Source organism: Pseudonocardia sp. TRM90224, from assembly GCF_021245725.1.
Lineage (GTDB): Bacteria > Actinomycetota > Actinomycetes > Mycobacteriales > Pseudonocardiaceae > Pseudonocardia.
On the sequence record NZ_JAJGSX010000009.1, the window covers coordinates 15,067 to 33,779 of the forward strand.

At 71.8% G+C, this 18,713-nt stretch carries 15 protein-coding genes; 6 read left to right on the forward strand and 9 right to left on the reverse strand.

The features are described 5' to 3' along the window. Window positions 1–46 precede the first annotated feature (46 nt). Window positions 47–1,285, reverse strand: coding sequence for an ROK family protein (locus tag LL648_RS16320; protein ID WP_232663419.1), 1,239 nt, complete (start codon window positions 1,283–1,285; stop codon window positions 47–49). A 146-nt stretch (window positions 1,286–1,431) separates the two neighbouring features. Between LL648_RS16320 and LL648_RS16325 the strand changes: the two genes are divergently transcribed. The 5 genes from LL648_RS16325 to LL648_RS16345 all read left to right on the forward strand — a co-directional run bounded on the left by LL648_RS16325 (window position 1,432) and on the right by LL648_RS16345 (window position 7,369). Then, complete coding sequence (locus LL648_RS16325; RefSeq protein WP_232663692.1) at window positions 1,432–2,937, forward strand: sugar ABC transporter ATP-binding protein; 1,506 nt, start codon at window positions 1,432–1,434, stop codon at window positions 2,935–2,937. After that, the gene (locus LL648_RS16330; RefSeq protein WP_232663420.1) at window positions 2,924–4,030 is read left to right on the forward strand and encodes an ABC transporter permease; all 1,107 of its coding nucleotides are present in this window, start codon (window positions 2,924–2,926) and stop codon (window positions 4,028–4,030) included. Before LL648_RS16325 ends, LL648_RS16330 begins: the two co-directional genes overlap by 14 nt. Window positions 4,031–4,073: 43 nt before the next feature. After that, window positions 4,074–5,144, forward strand: coding sequence for a substrate-binding domain-containing protein (locus LL648_RS16335; RefSeq protein ID WP_232663421.1), 1,071 nt, complete (start codon window positions 4,074–4,076; stop codon window positions 5,142–5,144). A 66-nt stretch (window positions 5,145–5,210) separates the two neighbouring features. Further along, a complete protein-coding gene (locus tag LL648_RS16340; protein ID WP_374112054.1) occupies window positions 5,211–6,365 on the forward strand; it encodes a Gfo/Idh/MocA family protein in 1,155 nt (384 codons plus the stop codon). Then, window positions 6,365–7,369, forward strand: a complete 1,005-nt coding sequence (locus LL648_RS16345) for a sugar phosphate isomerase/epimerase family protein (protein ID WP_232663423.1) — start codon at window positions 6,365–6,367, stop codon at window positions 7,367–7,369. Before LL648_RS16340 ends, LL648_RS16345 begins: the two co-directional genes overlap by 1 nt. 208 nt (window positions 7,370–7,577) lie before the next feature. Here LL648_RS16345 and LL648_RS16350 read toward each other — a convergent pair whose 3' ends face one another. The 6 genes from LL648_RS16350 to LL648_RS16375 all read right to left on the reverse strand — a co-directional run bounded on the left by LL648_RS16350 (window position 7,578) and on the right by LL648_RS16375 (window position 14,290). Then, complete coding sequence (locus LL648_RS16350; protein WP_232663424.1) at window positions 7,578–9,263, reverse strand: anti-sigma-D factor RsdA; 1,686 nt, start codon at window positions 9,261–9,263, stop codon at window positions 7,578–7,580. A 79-nt stretch (window positions 9,264–9,342) separates the two neighbouring features. After that, window positions 9,343–10,806, reverse strand: coding sequence for a GH1 family beta-glucosidase (locus tag LL648_RS16355; protein ID WP_232663425.1), 1,464 nt, complete (start codon window positions 10,804–10,806; stop codon window positions 9,343–9,345). A 104-nt stretch (window positions 10,807–10,910) separates the two neighbouring features. Next, complete coding sequence (locus tag LL648_RS16360) at window positions 10,911–11,945, reverse strand: LacI family DNA-binding transcriptional regulator (RefSeq protein ID WP_232663426.1); 1,035 nt, start codon at window positions 11,943–11,945, stop codon at window positions 10,911–10,913. 139 nt (window positions 11,946–12,084) lie between these two features. Continuing rightward, entirely contained in the window at window positions 12,085–13,032 is a 948-nt protein-coding gene (locus LL648_RS16365; protein WP_232663427.1) for an RluA family pseudouridine synthase, read from the reverse strand. Between the two features lie 21 nt (window positions 13,033–13,053). Next, the gene (locus tag LL648_RS16370) at window positions 13,054–13,965 is read right to left on the reverse strand and encodes a helix-turn-helix domain-containing protein (RefSeq protein WP_232663428.1); all 912 of its coding nucleotides are present in this window, start codon (window positions 13,963–13,965) and stop codon (window positions 13,054–13,056) included. Window positions 13,966–14,053: 88 nt separating this feature from the next. Beyond that, a complete protein-coding gene (locus tag LL648_RS16375; RefSeq protein WP_232663693.1) occupies window positions 14,054–14,290 on the reverse strand; it encodes a DUF397 domain-containing protein in 237 nt (78 codons plus the stop codon). Between the two features lie 177 nt (window positions 14,291–14,467). On the opposite strand from LL648_RS16375, the gene LL648_RS16380 reads away from it, so the two are divergent. Next, window positions 14,468–14,761: a hypothetical protein gene (locus LL648_RS16380; RefSeq protein WP_232663429.1), complete on the forward strand. Its 294-nt coding sequence runs from the start codon at window positions 14,468–14,470 to the stop codon at window positions 14,759–14,761. 7 nt (window positions 14,762–14,768) lie between these two features. Here the strand turns inward: LL648_RS16380 and LL648_RS16385 are convergent, their stop codons facing one another. Further along, complete coding sequence (locus LL648_RS16385; protein WP_232663430.1) at window positions 14,769–17,111, reverse strand: bifunctional salicylyl-CoA 5-hydroxylase/oxidoreductase; 2,343 nt, start codon at window positions 17,109–17,111, stop codon at window positions 14,769–14,771. Next, window positions 17,108–18,709: an AMP-binding protein gene (locus LL648_RS16390; protein WP_232663431.1), complete on the reverse strand. Its 1,602-nt coding sequence runs from the start codon at window positions 18,707–18,709 to the stop codon at window positions 17,108–17,110. Before LL648_RS16390 ends, LL648_RS16385 begins: the two co-directional genes overlap by 4 nt. Window positions 18,710–18,713: the final 4 nt, after the last annotated feature.

Genomic DNA, 18,713 nt, shown 5'->3' on the forward strand with positions numbered 1-18,713 from the left:
GAACCCCGCTGATGTGTCCGCACCGGCAAAGAAGTACCGGTGTGGGTTACCGCCCGGCGGTCAAGGTGTCGATGGACTCCGCCGAAAGGACCCTTTCGATACCGAGGACGATCGCCCCGGCGAGCCCTGCGTACTCGCCCAATACGCTGTTCGTGAGCACGAGGTTGCGGGTGGCCAGCGGCAACGCGCGCTGGTACACGACGCTGCGCACCCCGGCGAGGAGCTCGTCGCTGGCCGCGGTGAGCGAGCCGCCGAGCGTCACGCGCGCGGGGTTGTAGAAGTGCACGAGGGTGGCTACGAGCTCGCCGATGAGCCCCGCCGCCTCCCTGACCAGCCCCACCGCGGTCGCGTCGCCGCGCCCGAGCAGCCCGCGCAGCTCCGCGATCGACCCCGTGATCGACCCAGTGGCCGACGCCGAGCCCAGCTTGCGCGCGACCGCGGCCGCGGAGGCGACGGCCTCGATGCAGCCGACGTTCCCGCAGACGCACGCGTCGTCGGGGGCGCCGCGCACCCGGACGTGCCCGATGTCGCCCGCCGCGCCGTCGGCGCCGTGGTGCAGCACGCCCTCGCTGGTGACGAGCCCGCCGCCGATGCCCGTCCCCACCTTGACGAAGAGCAGCGGCACCTGATCGGCGGGCAGCGCCCTGGCCTCGCCGAGCGCACGCAGGTTGACGTCGTTCTCCAGCACGACCGGGCAGTCGAACGTCTGCTGCAGCCGCACCGACACGGGGTAGGCGTGCCAGCCCGGCATGATCGGCGGGCGCACCGGGATGCCGAGGTGGCCGTCGACCGGGCCCGGCAGCCCGATGACGACGGCCCGCGCCGGCACGCCGTCGGGCGCCTTGGCCCGCAGCTCGGTGAGCCGCGACTCGATCGTCGCGAGCGCGGCGTCGGGCCCAGCCGTGACGTCCACGTCGACGTGCGCGTGCGCGAGGATCTGCTGGCTGAGGTCGACGACGGCGAGGTGCGCGCCGCGCGCGCCGACGTCCGCGAGCAGGACGTGGCCGCCGCGCGGCGCGAGGGCCAGCCGGTCGGCGGGCCGGCCGCGACCCGCGGTGGGGCGGGTGCCGTCCTGGCGCAGCACCCCGCGCGCGAGCAGCTCGTCGACGGCGGTGCTGACGGTCGTGCGGGCCAGCCCGGCCGCTGGCGCGAGGTCGGCCTTGCTCACAGCGGTGCCGGATGCGACCAGTCGGGCGACGGTGCTGAGGGTGATGGCCGAATCGATGCGCCCGGTCAGCGCAGGAGCGCTCATCCGCAGCGGCGGCAGGGGCGCAGACGGCAACATAACGGCTCGATTTCGTCGGAAATATGCCCAAAACAGGCATTATTTGGTCGTTGTACGGCACTGGTCCCCGATCCTACGGTCTGCGCGAACCACCTGTGCAAGGCGTAAAAGGCAGAGAGGTGACGACCGTGCCGCCGCTCCTCACGATGCGGGGGATCGTCAAGCAGTTCCCCGGCGTGCGCGCGCTCGACGGCGTCGACCTCGACGTGGAGGCCGGCGAGGTGCACTGCCTCCTGGGCCAGAACGGCGCCGGCAAGTCGACGCTGATCAAGGTGCTCGCCGGCGCGCACCGGCCCGACGAGGGCGAGGTCACCTGGTCCGGCGCGCCCGTCGTGTTCGCGACCCCGCAGGCGGCCGACACCGCGGGGATCGCGACGATCTACCAGGAGCTCGACCTCGTGCCCGGCCTCTCGGTCGCGGAGAACGTCGTGCTCGGCCACGAGCCGTCGCGCCTGGGCTTCACCAGGCCGCGCGACGCCGAGGACGTCGCGCGTGCCTTGCTGCGGCGCCTCGGCCACCCCGAGATCCCGCCCCGGCGCGAGCTGGGCCGCCTTTCCGCGGCCGGCCAGCAGGTCGTCAGCATGGCACGGGCGCTGGCCCGCGACGCGCGGCTCATCGTCATGGACGAGCCCTCGGCCGTGCTCGACCCCGAAGAGGTGCAGAACCTGTTCAGGGTGATCAGGGAGCTCACCGCGGAAGGTGTTGCGGTCGTCTACATCTCCCACCGGCTGGAGGAGATCCGCGAGATCGGCGACCGGGTCACCGTCCTCAAGGACGGGCGGACGGTCGCGCGCAACCTGCCCGCCCGTGAGACCCCCACCGCCGACGTGATCCGGCTGATGACCGGCCGCTCGATCGAGTACGCCTTCCCGCCGCGTGCTGCGGAACCGCTCGGCGACGAGGTGCTGGCGGTCGAGGGCCTCGGCCGGACGGGCGAGTTCGCAGGGGTGTCGTTCACCGTGCGCGCCGGCGAGATCATCGGGCTCGCCGGGCTGGTCGGCTCCGGCCGCTCGGAGATCATCGAGACCGTCTACGGCGCCCGCAAGGCCACTGCCGGCTCGGTGCGCGTGCGCGGCAAGCAACTGCGCGCGGGCTCGGTGCCGGCAGCCGTCCGCGCCGGCATGGGGCTGTGCCCCGAGGAGCGCAAGAGCCAGGGCCTGCTGATGGGCGAGCCCGTCTACCGCAACGTCTCGCTGCCCGCCCTGACCCGCTTCGCGCGTGGCGGCTTCCTCGGCCGCGACTCCGACCTCGACGCCGCCGGTGCCGTCACCGCGCAGCTGGACGTCCGGCCCGCCGACGCGACCCGGCCCGTGCGCACGCTCTCGGGCGGCAACCAGCAGAAGGTCGTGCTGGCACGCTGGCTGCTGCAGGGCTGCCGGGTGCTGCTGCTCGACGAGCCGACCCGCGGCGTCGACGTCGGGGCCCGCTCGGAGATCTACGCGTTGATCCGGAAGCTGGCGGCCGACGGGGTCGCCATCGTACTGGTGTCGAGCGAAGTGCCCGAGGTGCTCGGGCTCGCCGACACCGTGCTCGTCGTCCGAGAGGGCCGCGTCGTCCACACCGCGCCGAGCGCGGAGCTGGACGAGGGCAGGGTCCTCGACCTGGTGATGGAAAGCGTGAGCCCGATGGGAACTCGTGATGACGGTGTCTGATGCCCAGGCTGATTCCCAGGCCGGTCCCGACCGGGTCGCCCTCGACAAGGGCGGCGCACTCGACAAGGGCGCCGTACCGGCCGCCGACGAGCGCATCCGCGTCGAGCGCGCGGCCCGTGCTGCGGAGCCGAACGGCTCGCAGCTCTCCCGGCTGCTCGACAGCGGCGCGGGGCGCAACCTCGGGCTCGTCGCGGTGCTCGTGCTGCTGGGCATCGTCGGCGTGCTGTCCGCCGACACGTTCCTGACCACCTCGAACCTGCTGACGATCCTCACCCAGGCCTCGATCATCGGGGTGATCACGGTCGGCGTGACGTTCGTGATCATCGGCGGCGGCATCGACCTCTCGGTCGGCAAGGTGATGGCGCTGTCGTCGGTGTGGGCGACCACCGTCGCCACGCAGTCGTACGGGCCGGTCGTGATGATCTTCTGCGCGCTGGCCGTCGGCATGGGCGCGGGGCTGGTCAACGGCCTGCTGATCGCGTACGGGCGGATCGTCCCGTTCATCGTGACGCTGGCGATGCTGATCTCCGCGCAGGGCCTCGCCGAGCAGATCTCGGGCCGGCGCAGCCAGATCGTCACCGACCGGGTGATCGCCGGCATCGCGAACACGCGGTTCCTCGGCATCCCGCTGCTGATCTACATCTTCGCGGTGGTCGTGATCGTCGGCTGGGTGGTGCTCAACCGCACGACGTTCGGCCGCAGGACGTTCGCGATCGGCGGCAACCCCGAGGCGGCCCGCCTCGCGGGCCTCGACGTGCGCCGGCACACGATCCTGCTCTACGTGGTGTCCGGCCTGTGCTGCGGTGTCGCCGCGATCATGATCGCGTCGCTCACCACGACCGGCTCCAGCACGCACGGCACCCTCTACGAGCTCGACGCGATCGCCGCGGTGATCATCGGGGGGACCCTGCTCTCGGGCGGGCGCGGCACTCTCGTCGGCTCGATCCTCGGCGTGCTCGTCTTCACGACGATCACGAACCTCTTCATCCTCAACAACCTGGCGACCGAAGTGCAGAACATCGCCAAGGGCGCGATCATCGTCATCGCGGTGCTCGTGCAGGCCAGGGCCAGACGTACCTCAGCAGCCTCGTAACACAGCGGCTTCGTAACCCCCTCCAACGAAGGAGCGCACCACCATGTCCGAGCTGCCTCCCGGCCTGCACCGCCGTCGGTTCCTCATCGGAGCGGTCGGCGTCGGTGCCGGTGCCGCGCTCACCGCCTGCACCAGCAACGAGGCCCCGGCCCCCGCAGGTGGCAACCCGAGCGCGAACGTCGCGCCCGCCGCGGGCGACAACGCCGCCCCCGGCGCACCGGTGACGATCGGTTTCTCGGCGCCCGCCGCCGACCACGGCTGGATCGCCGCCATCGCCAAGAACGCGGAGGCGCAGGCCAAGCAGTACTCCGACGTCACCTTCGAGCCGGTCAACCCGACCAACGACATCGCGCAGCAGATCGCGGCTGTCGACACGCTGATCAACAAGAAGGTCAGCGCGCTGGTGATCCTTCCCAACGACGGCAGCCAGCTCACCTCGCTCGGCCGCAAGGCGATGGACGCCGGCATCCCGGTCGTCAACCTCGACCGGATCTTCGACTCGCCGCTCGCGTACCGCACGTGGATCGGCGGCGACAACTACGGCATGGGTGTGAGCGCCGGCAGCTACATCGGCGAGCGGCTCAAGGCGGCCGGCGTCGCCAACCCGGTGATCGGCGAGATAGCGGGCATCGACAACCTCCCGTTGACCCAGCAGCGCAGCCAGGGCTTCAAGGACGCCCTCAGCTCGTTCGGGTTCGCCGTCGGCCCGCGCCAGGCCGCCGACTTCACCGCGCAGGGCGGGCAGCGGGTCACCGCGAACCTGCTGCAGGCCGCGCCGAAGCTGGACGCGGTCTGGAACCACGACGACGACCAGGGTGTCGGCGTGCTCGCCGCGATCGGCCAGGCCGGCCGCAGCGAGTTCTTCATGGTCGGTGGCGCGGGATCGGCCAACGCCATGCGCGACATCAAGGCCGACAACACCGTGCTGAAGGCGACGGTCACCTACAGCCCGTCGATGGCGTCGTCCGCGATCGCGCTGGCGAGGCTCATCGCGCAGAACAAGGGAATGGGCGACCTCGTCGAGAAGGAGGTGCCCGCTTCGATCACGTTGGCCTCGGCGACCATCACCAAGGACAACGTCGACACGTACATGGCGCTCGGTTTCGAATCCTGATCGACTCGAATTCATGACGCCCGGAATATGACGGAGAACTCTGGTATGCGCTCATTAGGTGTCGGAATGGTCGGCTACGCGTTCATGGGTGCGACGCACTCGCAGGCGTGGAGAACAGCCGGCCGGTTCTTCGACCTGCCGCTCACCCCGGACATGGCCGTGCTGTGCGGCCGGGACGCCGCCGCGGCGCAGGCCGCCGCGGCGAAGCTGGGGTGGCGGTCGGCCGAGACCGACTGGAAGCAGCTGCTGACCCGCGAGGACGTGCACCTCGTCGACATCTGCACCCCGGGCGACACGCATGCGGAGATCGCGATCGCAGCGCTGGACGCGGGCAAGCACGTCCTGTGCGAGAAGCCGCTCGCCAACACCGTCGACGAGGCGCGCGCGATGGTCGCGGCCGCCGACCGCGCGCAGGCACGCGGCGTCCGGAGCATGGTCGCGTTCAACTACCGGCGCACCCCGGCCGTCGCGCTCGCCCGCAAGCTCGTCGCGGACGGGCGGATCGGCACCGTGCGCCACGTCCGGGCGACCTACCTGCAGGACTGGATCGTCGACCCCGAGTTCCCGCTGGTCTGGCGCCTGCAGAAGGACAAGGCGGGCTCCGGGGCGCTGGGCGACATCGGCGCGCACATCGTCGACATGGCGCAGTTCGTCACTGGCGACCGGCTCACCGGCGTCAGCGCGCTCACCGAGACGTTCATCAAGGAGCGCCCGCTGCCGTCCGCGTCGAGCGGGCTCGCCGCGACGGGCTCGGCCGAGCGGGGGGAGGTCACCGTCGACGACGCCGCGTTGTTCCTGGGCCGGTTCACCGGTGGCGCCGTGGCCAGCTTCGAGGCGACCAGGTTCGCGAACGGCCGCAAGAACGCGCTGCGGCTGGAGGTGAACGGCAGCGCCGGCTCGCTGGCGTTCGACTTCGAGCGGATGAACGAGCTGGAGTTCTTCGACGGCACCGACGACGCCGACGTCGCCGGCTTCCGCCGGATACTCGTCACCGAACCCACCCACCCCTACGTTGGGGTGTGGTGGCCGCCCGGCCACGGGCTCGGCTACGAGCACACGTTCACCCACGAGATCGCCGACCTCGTGAAGGACATCGCGGCGGGTGTCGACCCGACCCCGTCGTTCGCGGACGGGCTGCAGGTGCAGCTCGTGCTGGACGCCGTCGTCCGCTCGGCGGAGAGCGGGAGCGCGTGGCAGCCGATCGAGGAAGGGGCCGCCTGATGGCGCGACCGATCACCCTGTTCACCGGGCAGTGGGCCGACCTCCCGTTCGAGGAGGTGGCCAGGCTCGCCGGCGAGTGGGGCTACGACGGGCTGGAGATCGCCTGCTGGGGCGACCACTTCGACCCTTGGGCAGCGGTCGAGGACGACGGGTACGTGCAGGGCAGGCGCGACATCCTCGAGAAGCACGGGCTCGAGGTGTTCGCGATCTCCAACCACCTCACCGGCCAGGCCGTCTGCGACGACCCGATCGACGAGCGGCACCACTCGATGGTGCCCTCGCGGGTGTGGGGCGACGGCGAGCCGGAAGGTGTGCGGCAGCGCGCAGCCGAGGCGATGAAGGTCACGGCGGTGGCGGCGGCCAAGCTGGGCGTGAAGACGGTCGTCGGGTTCACCGGGTCGAAGATCTGGAAGACCGTGGCGATGTTCCCGCCGACGCCGCAGTCGATGGTCGACGACGGCTACCGCGACTTCGCCGACCGCTGGAACCCGATCCTCGACGTGTTCGACGAGGTCGGGGTGCGGTTCGCGCACGAGGTGCACCCGTCGGAGATCGCGTACGACTACTGGACGACCGTCGCGGCGCTCGAAGCCGTCGGGCACCGCGAGGCGTTCGGCCTCAACTGGGACCCGAGCCACTTCGTGTGGCAGGACCTCGACCCCGTCGGGTTCCTGTGGGACTTCAAGGACCGCATCTACCACGTCGACTGCAAGGACGCGAAGCGTCAGGTCGGCAACGGGCGCAACGGGCGCATGGGTTCGCACCTGCCGTGGGCCGACCCGCGTCGCGGCTGGGACTTCGTCTCCACCGGCCACGGCGACGTGCCGTGGGAGGCGTGCTTCCGCATGCTCAACACCATCGGCTACGAGGGCCCCATCTCGATCGAGTGGGAGGACGCCGGCATGGACCGGCTCGTCGGCGCCCCCGACGCGCTGGAGTTCGTGAAGCGCAACGCGTTCGACCCGCCCGCCGCGGCCTTCGACGCGGCGATGCGAGGCTCCTGACCACCCGAACTTCCCCACCGTTTTGCCAACCTGCACACCCTGCGGGGCGTGCAAGTAGGCAAAACGGTGGGGAAGTTTGCGTTGGGGGTGGGGGTGCCGGCCTTCGGCCGGAGGGCAGGAAAGCCACTTTCCTGCCCTCACAGGGCCTGAACGTGGCTTTCCTGCCCTCCCCGCAGGCCGGTGAGGGCAGCGGGAGGGCAGCGCTGGACTAGCCGAGGAGTGCGTCGACGGTGCCGTCGACGACGTCCACGACGTCGCCTACCAGGCCGCCGCCGTCGGAGTCATCGCCTGAGTCATCGCCCGAGTCGCTGCCCGAGTCGCCGTCGTCGGAATCACCGCTGTCGCCGTTGTCGGAGTCGGAGCTGTCCGAGCGCTCGGAGCGGTCGCTCTCGTCGGAGCCGCTGTCGTCGGACTCGCTGCTGTCGGAGCTTTCCGCGCTGTCCTCGTCCGAGTCGCCTTCGTCGCTGCTCTGAGCTTCGCTGCGGGCGGAGTCGTCGGCGCTGTCGTTGGCGCTGTCGTTGGCGCTGTCGTCGGCCTCGAGCGCGGACGTCTCGTCGGTGCCGGCCTCGTCGGTGCCCGAATCGTCGGTGCCGGACTCGTCGCCGGAGGCCTCGGAGAACGTGGTGGCGCCCTCTGTGCCGTCACCGGATCCGTCGTCGGTCGCGGTGTCGTCCGCCGACGCGGTGGCGTCGGCGCCTTCGCTCTCGGCCGCTCCGGCGCCGTCGGTGCCGGTGTCGGGGCTGCTGTCTTCCGTCCCGGTGTCGCCGGCCCCGCCGTCGTCGGTGCTATCGGCGCTGTCGGTCGAGGGCTCCTCGATCGGCGGCTCGGCGGGCGGCGGCTCCTCCGCGGGTTCCTCGGCGGGTGGCGGGTCGGCAACCGGGGGCGGGTCCGCGACCGGCGGCGGTTCTTCGCTCGCGGGTGGGTCGGTCGCCGAGGGGTCGGAGGCCGGTGGCGCGCTCGAGGGAGGCTGCGCGATGGGCGGGGACTGGTCGGCGGGTGGCTGGCCCGACGGCTGGCCGGTGTTGGGCTGCTGCCCGGCCTCGATCGACCCCGACGGCTGCGATTCAGGCGGCTGCGATGCAGGAGGCCCTTCGGCGTAGACGCTGGGGTCGCTGGTCTGCGGGGTGTTCTGCTCCGGCGTCGCCGGCAGCCCGCCGGGCGGGGGCGCCGGTGGTGGTGGTGTGGTGGGGAGACCGGCGCCGGTCGGCGGCACCTGTTGGGTCGGGGTGGGCGGCAGGGCACCGGCGGCCGCGGCCAGCCGTTGCTGCTCCAGCGCGAGCGTGTCATGGCCCTCGGCGGGACGGACGTCGCGCAGCCGCTCGCGGACCGCGTCGACCGCGGCCGCGGCGTCGGCCCGCCGGCCCTCGGCCAGCGCGATCCGGACCTTGTCGAGACCGGCCGTCACGTCGGCCGCTGCTTCCACCGAGTCGGCCCGCTCGGCGTAGAAGATCTTCGTGACGGGCCAGAGGACCTCGCCCGGCTCCGCTTCCCACGCACCGACGGCCAGCCCCGACGACGCGAGGACGACGAGCGCGGCAGCCACCGCGAGGCGGCGGCCGTGGCCACCGGAACGGCGGCGCAGCGGCGTGGCGACCGTTGCCGCCTGCTCGGTCTCGGTCTCGGTCTCGGCCTCGGGCTCATCCTCGGGGACGGCCTGCATCGCCGGTGGGGCCGCGACCGCGGGCAGCGGCTCGGCGAGCGTCTCCGGTCGGACCTCGGCCACCCATGCCGTGAGCATCGCGATGAGCTCGTCCTCGGCGGCGTCGCGCCGCGTCGGGGTGTACGTGCGACCGCTGACCAGCGCCTCGATGAACTCGTCGTCGGAGCGCAACGCTGCGAGATCGGGTGTGCCGCTCTGCTCGGTGCTGTCACGCTGCTCGTCGCCGTGCCGCACCCGACCTCCCTCCTCGTGCCGGTGGCCGGCGCAAATGCCGGGACGTAAATCGAATCGACCGAACTCTACCTGCAGGCCGTCAAGGCAGCACCCGTGGCACGGCGTTCGATCGGATCACTTCGGCATAGAAGAGTGCGCTGTCCTTCAGGGTCCGTTCCAGGGTCGTGTACTCGACATGGATGATGCCAAAACGCTTGCCGTAGCCGTAGGCCCATTCGAAGTTGTCCAGCAGCGACCAAACGTAGTAACCGACGACCGGTGCTCCCTCCGCGATCGCCTCGTGGACCGCCACGAGGTGCGTACGTAGGTACTCGCTCCGCGCGACGTCATTGATACACCGGTCGCCGTCGACGTTCTCGACGGTGTCGGGGAAGGCCGCGCCGTTCTCGGTGACCATCAGCTGCAGGCCGGGGTGCTCGCGGTGCAGGCGCAGGAGCAGCTCCCGCAGGCCACGCGGGTCGATGCCCCACCCCATGTCGGTCTTCGGGCCGTTCTGCGTGGGGAACTCGGCGTCCTCGCCCGCCACCCACGGGCTCGTGGCCGAGTCGCCGTGCCCGTCGGCGCTCTCCTTCGGCCGCTCCCGCGTCCAGTGCCGGACGATGGTGGGGGAGTAGTAGTTCACCCCCAGCGCGTCGATCGGGGCGGAGATCACCGCGAGGTCGGCGGGCGCGACGAACGACCAGTCGGTCACGGACGCCGTGTCGGCGAGCACGTCCGACGGATAGGTTCCGCGCAGGATCGGGTCGAGGAAGACCCGGTTCTGCAGCCCGTCGATGCGCCGCGCTGCGTCGGCGTCGGCCGCGGATGCGGTTTCGGGGGTCACCCACGCCAGGTTGAGCGTGATCGCCACCTTCGCCGCCGGGGCCGCGCGCCGCAGCGCCGCGACCGCGAGGCCGTGCGCGAGGTTGAGGTGGTGCACGGCGGTCAGCGCGGCCACGGCGTCGGTGCGTCCTGGGGCGTGCACGCCGCTCGCGTAGCCGAGGAACGCGCTGCACCACGGCTCGTTCAGCGTGATGAAGACCGGCACGCGGTCGCCCAACGCGCCGGCGACGACCTCGGCGTACTCGCCGAACCGCTCCGCGGTGGCCCGGTTGGTCCAGCCGCCGGCGTCTTCGAGCGCCTGCGGCAGGTCCCAGTGGTAGAGCGTGACCGACGGCGTGATGCCGGCCGCGAGCAGCTCGTCGACCAGCGTCGAGTAGAAGCCGAGCCCGGCCGGGTTCACCGGGCCGAGTCGCTCCGCGGTGACCTCGGGGGTGATCCGCGGCCACGCGATCGAGAAGCGGTACGACGTCAGCCCGAGCCGCACCATCAGCGCGATGTCCTCGCGGAAGCGGTGGTAGTGGTCGTCGGCGACGTCGCCGTTGTCGCCGTTGGCGACGCGGCCGGGGGTGTGCGCGAAGGTGTCCCAGATCGACGGCGTCCGGCCGTCCTCCGCGACGGCCCCCTCGATCTGGTACGCCGCCGTCGCGGAGCCCCACAGGAAACCCTCGGGGAACGACAGGGCCGGTGCGGCCTGCGCGGCTGCCACGTGCTGGGTTGTCATGCGCCCTCTCAGTAGGGATTCGATGAGCCTCACAGGCCGAGCAGAGGCTCCCTGCGGCGACGAACGATGTCAAGAGAGCGCTCTCACACATCGGGAGTCCGTCGTCAGGTGGTGCCACGCTCCACCATTGCGGTCGGCATCACCAGCGGGGGTGAGGGCTCGCCGGTCTCGATCATGGCTAGCAGGCTCGCGGCGAGCTGGACGCCGGCGTCGACGATCGGCTGGCGCACGGTGGTCAGCCCGGGGTGCGCCGAGGCGCCGAGCGGGGAGTCGTCGAAGCCGACGAGCGCGACGTCGCCGGGCACCGCCCGGCCGGCCTCCGCGAGCGCGCCGAGCGCACCCAGCGCCATCAGGTCGTTCCCGGCGAACACGGCGTCGACGTCGGGCGCGCGCGCCAGCAGCTCGCGCATCGCGTGGCGGCCGCTCTCGAGCGAGAAGTCGCCGCCCACCGTGCCGTGGCTGCGCATGCCGCGCGCCGCGAGCTCGGCGTCGAAGCCGTCGAGCCGGTCGATGGCGGCGGGCATGTCGAGCGGCCCGCTGATCGTCGCGATCCGCGTGCGGCCGCGCTCGGCGAGCAGCGCGACGGCCGAGCGGGCCCCACCGACGTTGTCTGCGTCGACGTAGGGCAGACCCGGGATGGGGGAGTACGGCCGCCCGTGCAGGATCACCGGGATGCGGGCCTCGTGCAGCCTGCGGGGCAGCGGGTCGTCGCCGTGCAGCGAGCACACGATGACGCCGTCGGCGTGGCGGCCCATCGCGAACCGCTCGAACCGGTCGCGCTCGTCGTCGGTGGTGAGGATCGTGAAGACGACCTGGACATCGTGCGCCGCCACCGTCGCGTGCACACCGCGCAGGACCATCGCGAAGTGCGGGTCGCCGAAGAACCGCTCCTCCGGCTCGGCGACCACGAACGCCAGCGAGTCGCTCCGCCGCGTCATCAGCGAGCGCGCCGCCCGGTTGGTCACGTACGACAGCTCGGCCGCCGCCCTCAGCACGGCCTCGCGCGAGCTCTCGGTCACGGTCGTGGCGCCGGCGAGCACCCGCCCCGCCGTCGCGCGCGACACCCCCGCCCGCGCCGCCACGGACTCCAACGTCGGCGCCGACCCTCCGCTCGGTCGTCGCGACAGATGCCCAGCCATGTCGATGATGATGGCAGGGCCCGGCCGCGGAGCTCGGGTGCCGGGAGGGCAGGAAAGCCACTTTCCGGCCCTCACAGGGCAGGAAAGTGGCTTTCCTGCCCAAACATGCGGATCGCACGCAATCCGGTTCGGTAGCGGTTCACCCTGGTGAGGGTGGCTCGCCTGCCCATGCCGCCGGGTCCGACCACGCCGCCAGCTCGATACCGGACCGGAACGAGCGGTCCTCGCCGGTCACGGGGTCGGTGAACGCCAGTCGCGCCGCGAGCAGCTGCAGCGGGCGGCTGTAGTCGTCGAGCCGCTTCTCGGTGAGCAGCGGGTAGAAGTCGTCGCCGAGGATCGGGACGCCGAGCCCGCTCATATGCAGCCGCAGCTGGTGGGTGCGTCCCGTCGCGGGGGTCAGCCGGTAGCGGCCGAGCCCGTCGCGGTGCTCCAGCAGCTCGACGTGCGTCTCGGCGTTGGCCGGGCCGGGCACCTCCGTCGCGCAGATGATCCCGCGCTCCTTGACGATCCGGCTGCGGACGGTGCGGGGCAGTTCCAGCTGCGGGTCGTACGGCGCGATCGCCTCGTAGGTCTTGTGGACGCGCCGGTCGCGGAACATCGTCTGGTAGGCCCCGCGGTGCTCGCGGTTCAGCACGAACATCAGCAGGCCCGCGGTGACCCGGTCGAGCCGGTGCGCAGGGCTCAGCGCGGGCAGGTCGAGCTCGCGGCGCAGCCGCACCAGCGCCGTCTCGACGATGTGCTGCCCGCGCGGGATCGTGGCGAGGAAGTGCGGCTTGTCGACGACGAGCAGCTGCTCGTCGTGGTGCACGATGCCGATCGGGAACGGCACCGGTGGTTCCACCGGCAGGTCGCGGTGGAACCAGAGGAACGACTCCGGCACGTACGGCGCATCGGGTGGGATCGGCCCGGTGCGGTCGACGAACCGCCGCTCGCGCAGCATCGCGTCGATCCGCGCGGGCTCCACCCGCGGCAGCCGCTCGACGAGGTGGTCGCGCATGGTTGCCCAGCGCGTCTCCGCGGGCGTGCGCAACCGCACGGCGTCGAGGCCGTGCCGTTGCGGCAGCGGTGAGGCGAGCTTCCGCCTCACCGGCCCGACCGGATCAGGTGCTCAGATCTCGTCACGGATGGCGGTGAGCAGCCGCTCGGTGCGGCTGGGCTGCTCGACCTGCGCGCTGAGCCGATCCATCACGGCGGCGTAGTGCTCGACGTCGGGCCGCTTGTCCAGGTAGAGCGCGCTCGTGAGCTGCTCGAGGTAGACGATGTCGGGCAGGTCCGGCTCCGCGAACCGCAGGATCGTGAACGGTCCGCCGGCGGCGGCGTGCCCGCCGTAGCTGAAGGGCGCGATCTGCAGCGAGACGTTCGGCAGGTCGTTCATCTCGATGAGGTGCGTGAGCTGGTCGCGCATGAGGCCGGGGCCGGCGAGCCCGCGCCGCAGCGCCGCCTCGTCGAGCACGGCCCACAGCGTGGGGCCGCCCGGCATCGTCAGGATCTCCTGGCGGCGCCGGCGCAGTTCGACCCGGCGCTCGACCTCGTCGAGGTCCTCGTGGGCGAGGCGGGTGACGGCCCGCGCGTACTCGCGGGTCTGCAGCAGGCCGGGGATGAACTGCAGCTCGTAGCACCGGATGACCGACGCGGCCTGCTCGAGGCCGAGGTAGGTCTCGAACCAGGTGGGCAGGAGGTCGGCGTAGCGGTGCCACCAGCCCGGGGTGTTGGCGCGGCGGGCGAGCTCCATGAACTCGGCGCGCTCGTCCTGTGCGGCGACGCCGTACAGGGTGAGCAGGTCGGCGACGTCGCGTTCCTTGAACCCGACCCGGCCCAGCTCCAGCCGGCTGATCTTCGCGGGTGACGCCCTGATGGCCTCACCAGCGGCTTCGCGCGTGATCCCGGCGTCCTCGCGCTTGCGACGAAGCTGTGCGCCGAGCCCGATCCGCAGGACCGTTGGTCCACTGGTGACACCGCTGCGCGAGCCTGCGTCAGCTGTCGACCCACCGTCGACCCATTGCTCGCGCACGACATTCATCCCCGAGACCTCCCCAGTCCGGCGTTCACTCTGCCGTGGCTGTACGTGCATATGCAAGTCCAGAATGCACGTCTTCGGGTGAACGAGGCTACTGAGCGAGGTCGTCGAACTCACCCAGACGGACGCCGCTGATGAAGGCAGCGATCTCCGCGCGGGTGTAGACGATGGTCGGCCCACTGGGGTGCCGTGAGTTGCGTACGGCGATCTCACCGCTTGCCAGCTCGGCGAGTTCCACGCAGTTGCCGCTGGGGTTGCTCGCCGTGCTCTTGCGCCATTGGAGCGCCGTTCGGTCCGAATGCACGTGCAGATGTTCATGCAGGAGCACTTGCGGATGCAAGTCCGACGCGTCACGATCTCGGTGTGAGGTCTCACTGTCCAGCTGGACGGTCAGGCGGACGGGACGAACGAACGGCACGAGTGGACGGGGGAGCGAATGAGTTACTCGTGGGGGGTTGGAAGGGACCCGGCGCCACCCGGCCCGCTCTCGGCAGCGGTGCTGCCTGTGAGCACGGTGGTGAGCACGGCCGGTAGCCCTTCCGTGCACATGCGGGAGGCGTCGGGCGCGATCGCCGTCGAGCAGCCCGTCAACCTGGAGCTGCGCCGGCTGGCCGCCGAGCTCGCGCCCATGGTCGACGTCTGGCAGCGGCTGCTCGACCAGCACCTCCCCGATCTCGCCGGCAGGTGTCGAACCTGCACCAAGGGCGGCACGGGCCTGCCCTCCAGGCCGTGGCCGTGCTCGATCCACGGCATCGCCGAGATGGCCCGCCGTCGTTACGACAGCGACCGCGCGTCTTAGGCCCACGTCATGCCTGCCCGGCGGACCAGCGCGCGTGTCTCGTGCGCTGCTCGCCGCGGCGCACGAGGTCCAACCGCGGCCGCGGCCCCTCCAGCCGGCCCGTCTGCGGTCTCCTGCTTCCGGCGGCGAACGGCTTGGGCCATTCCGCCGCTGCTCCGCGGAAGCCCTGCTCGGCCGCGGCGTGCAACGTCCAGTGCGGGTCGTAGAGGTGCGGCCGCCCCAGCGCGCACAGGTCGGCACGCCCGGCGAGCAGGATCGAGTTGACGTCGTCCCACGACGAGATCGCGCCGACCGCGATGACCGCAACGCCGTGGCTGCGGCCGACGTCGTTGCGGATCCGGTCGGCGTACGGGGTCTGGTAGCTGCGGCCGAACGCGGGTTGTTCGGCGGCGGTCACCTGGCCGGTCGAGACGTCGATCCCGGCGGCGCCGTGCTCGGCGAACGCCCGGGCTATCGCCACGGCCTCCTCGACGTCGTTGCCGCCCTCGTGCCAGTCGGTCGCCGAGATGCGCACGGTCACCGGCCGCTCGGCCGGCCAGGCAGCGCGCACCGCGTCGAACACCTCCAGCGGGAAGCGCAGACGCCGCTCCAGGCTGCCGCCGTAGCCGTCGGTGCGTTGGTTGGACAGCGGGGAGAGGAACGACGAGAGCAGGTAGCCGTGCGCACAGTGCAGCTCCAGCGCGTCGAACCCGGCCCGCGCGGCCGCGCGGGTGGCCTCGATGAACTGCTCCCTGATCGCCAGCAGGTCGCTGCGGGTGAGCTGGCGCGGCACCGCGTTGTCCGGCGAGTACGGCAGCGGCGACGGCCCGACGACGTCCCACCCGCCAGCCGGGAGCGGTTCGTCGATGCCCTCCCACATGAGCTTCGTGGAGCCCTTGCGGCCGGAGTGCCCGATCTGCATGCCGACCTTCGCGTCGCTGTGCTCGTGCACGAAGTCGGCGACCCGTTTCCACGCCGCCTCCTGCTCCGGCGTGTAAATGCCGGCGCAGCCGGGTGTGATCCGGCCTTCCGGCGAGACGCAGACCATCTCGGTCATCACCAGCCCGGCCCCGCCGAGCGCCTTGCTGCCCAGGTGGACGAGGTGGAAGTCGCCCGGCAGCCCGTCCTTCGCGACGTACATGTCCATCGGCGAGACGATCACCCGGTTGCGCAGCTCCAGCTCGCCGAGGCGGTAGGGCTGGAACATCGGCGGGCACTCGGCGCCGCCGGTGAACCACCGCTCGGTCGCCGCGACGAACTCCGGGTCGCGCACCCGCAGGTTGTCGTGGGTGACCCGGCGGCTGCGGGTGACGATGTTGAACGCGAACTGCGCCGGGTCCTGGTGGGTGTAGTGGCCGATCTCCTCGAACCACTCCCGGCTGGCCTTCGCCGCACGCTGGGTCGAGGCGACCACCGGGCGGCGCTCCTGCTCGTAGGCGTCGAGCGCGCGGTCGAGATCGGGCTCCTCGTGCAGGCACGCCGCGAGCGCGAGCGCATCCTCCATTGCCAGTTTCGTACCTGACCCGATGGAGAAGTGCGCGGTGTGCGCGGCGTCCCCGAGGAGCACGACGTTGCCATCGCGCCAGGTCCGGGTGGTGACGGTGGGGAACGCGAGCCACTTCGAGTTGTTGCCGACGAGCGCGTGCTCGCCGAGCAGGTCGGCGAAGAGGTCCTTGACGGCGGCGATCGACTTGACGTCGTTCTCGCCCGGTGCGAGGTCGAGCTCGGCGATGGGGGCGAACGCGCGCTGCCAGACGTCGTCGTGCATCTCGATGATCACGGTGCTCGCACCGGCGCTGTACGGGTAGCCGTGCAGCTGCATCACGCCGTGCTGGGTCTCCCGCACGTCGAACGTGAACGCCTCGAAGACCCGGTCGGTGCCCAGCCACATGTAGCGGCTGCGCCCGGTCTCGACCTGCCCGCCGAAGTCACCGGCCTGCCGCACCCGCGAGTTGGCGCCGTCGGCGGCGATCACGAGGTCGGCCTGCCTGCGCAGCGTGGCGACGTCGGGGGCCTCCGTGCGGTAATGGACGGTGACCCCGACCTCGGCGCAGCGCCGCTGCAGGATGCCGAGGAGCTCCTTGCGGCCCATCGCGGAGAACCCGTGCCCGCCGGAGGTCGTGACGGTGCCGCCGAAGTGGACGTCGATGTCGTCCCACCGCGCGACGCACTGCTGCATGGCCGCGAACACCGCCGGGTCGGCGTGCTCGATCCCGCCGAGCGTCTCGTCGGAGAAGACGACCCCGAAGCCGAACGTGTCGTCGGGCGCGTTGCGCTCCCAGACGGTGATCTCGTGCGTCGGGTCGAGCTGCTTGCACAGCGCGGCGAGGTAGAGCCCACCCGGCCCGGCGCCGACGACCGCGATCCTCACGACCGGTCCTCCGCCCGCTCCCGCAGCACGTAGCGCTGCAGCTTCCCGGTGCTGGTGCGGGGCAACGCGGGGACGAACCGGACGATCCGCGGGTACTTGTACGGCGCGATCGTGGCCTTCGTGAAGTCCTGCAGCGCCGCGGCGTCGGGCTCGGCGCCCTCGCGGAGCACGACGTACGCCGTCACGACGGCGCCGCGCTGCTCGTCGGGGGAGGCGACGACGGCGCAGTCGAGGACGTCCGGGTGGCCCAGCAGCGCCTGCTCCACCTCGGGGCCCGAGATGTTGTATCCCGAGGAGACGATCATGTCGTCGCTGCGGGCGAGGTAGGTGAAGTAGCCGTCGGCGTCGCGGACGAACGTGTCGCCGGTGAGGTTCCAGCCGTGGCGGACGTAGCTGCTCTGGCGGTCGCCGTCGAGGTAGCGGCACCCGGTGGGGCCCTTCACCGCCAGGTGGCCCGGCGTGCCGTCGGGGACGGGGTTGCCGTCGTCGTCGAGGATCGCGGCGCGGTAGCCGGGCACCGCACGACCGGTCGTGCCGGGGCGGATGTCGTCGTCGGACGAGGCGATGAAGACGTGCAACATCTCGGTCGAGCCGATGCCGTCGATGATCCGCAGGCCGGTCGCGTCGTGCACGGCGTGCCAGACGCCGGCCGGCAACGTCTCACCTGCGGAGACGGCGCGGCGCAGTCCGGCGAGCCGGTCGACCTTCCCGGCGGCCATGATCGCCCGGTAGGCCGTCGGCGCGGTGAACAGGACCGTCACGCCCTCGTCGGTGATCGCGTCGGCCAGCTTCTCGGGGGTGACCTTGTCGAGCAGCACGATGCTGGCGCCGGCGCGCATCGGGAAGACGACGAGCCCGCCGAGGCCGAACGTGAAGGCGATCGGAGGCGTTCCGGTGACGACGTCGTCGGGCTCGATCCGGATCACGTGGCGGGAGAACGTGTCGGCGATCGCCAGCACATCGCGGTGCAGGTGCATGGTCGCCTTGGGGCGGCCGGTGGTGCCGGAGGTGAACGCGAGCAGTGCGACGTCGTCGGCCGCGGTGGGCACCGGGGCGAACGTGGCCGGCTTGCCGGCGCACCGGCCGTCCAGCTCGGCGGGGTAGGAGATGGTCGGGAGGTCGGGCAGCGCGTCGGTGAAGTCCTCGTGGCAGAGCGCGAGCGACGGCTGCGCAAGCTCGCTGATGGCCGCGACCTCCTGCGCGCGCAGCATCGGCATCGTCGTGACCGCGACCCCGCCGGCCAGCAGCACGCCGAGCCAGCAGGCGACCAGCCACGGCTCGTTGGGGCCGCGCAGCAGCACCCGGTTGCCCGTGACCAGCCCGGCGTCCTCGACGAGCACGGCGGCGATGCGTGCGGCCTGCGCGCGCAGCTCGCCGTAGGTCCAGTCGGTGCCGCTGCCGCGGACGCACGCGTGGTCGTCGGCGGGGCCGGCGAGCAGCTCGACGGCCGCGTTGAGCTGCTCGGGGTACTGCAGCTCCGGCAGCTCGAAGATCAGTTCGGGCCACTGGTCGCGCGGGGGGAGGTGGTCTCGGCAGAAGGTGTCGAGCGGGTCACCCACACCTCTGCTGCTCCGGTCGGTACTGCGCGCACTGGTCATGGCG

Coding starts and splice junctions, on each gene's coding strand:
- LL648_RS16355 (WP_232663425.1), bottom strand. CDS start 10,806: ATGACAACCCAGCACGTGGCAGCCGCGCAGGCCGCACCGGCCCTGTCG.
- LL648_RS16390 (WP_232663431.1), bottom strand. CDS start 18,709: ATGACCAGTGCGCGCAGTACCGACCGGAGCAGCAGAGGTGTGGGTGAC.
- LL648_RS16320 (WP_232663419.1), bottom strand. CDS start 1,285: ATGTTGCCGTCTGCGCCCCTGCCGCCGCTGCGGATGAGCGCTCCTGCG.
- LL648_RS16340 (WP_374112054.1), top strand. CDS start 5,211: ATGGTCGGCTACGCGTTCATGGGTGCGACGCACTCGCAGGCGTGGAGA.
- LL648_RS16335 (WP_232663421.1), top strand. CDS start 4,074: ATGTCCGAGCTGCCTCCCGGCCTGCACCGCCGTCGGTTCCTCATCGGA.
- LL648_RS16330 (WP_232663420.1), top strand. CDS start 2,924: ATGACGGTGTCTGATGCCCAGGCTGATTCCCAGGCCGGTCCCGACCGG.
- LL648_RS16370 (WP_232663428.1), bottom strand. CDS start 13,965: ATGAATGTCGTGCGCGAGCAATGGGTCGACGGTGGGTCGACAGCTGAC.
- LL648_RS16360 (WP_232663426.1), bottom strand. CDS start 11,945: ATGGCTGGGCATCTGTCGCGACGACCGAGCGGAGGGTCGGCGCCGACG.
- LL648_RS16325 (WP_232663692.1), top strand. CDS start 1,432: ATGCGGGGGATCGTCAAGCAGTTCCCCGGCGTGCGCGCGCTCGACGGC.
- LL648_RS16345 (WP_232663423.1), top strand. CDS start 6,365: ATGGCGCGACCGATCACCCTGTTCACCGGGCAGTGGGCCGACCTCCCG.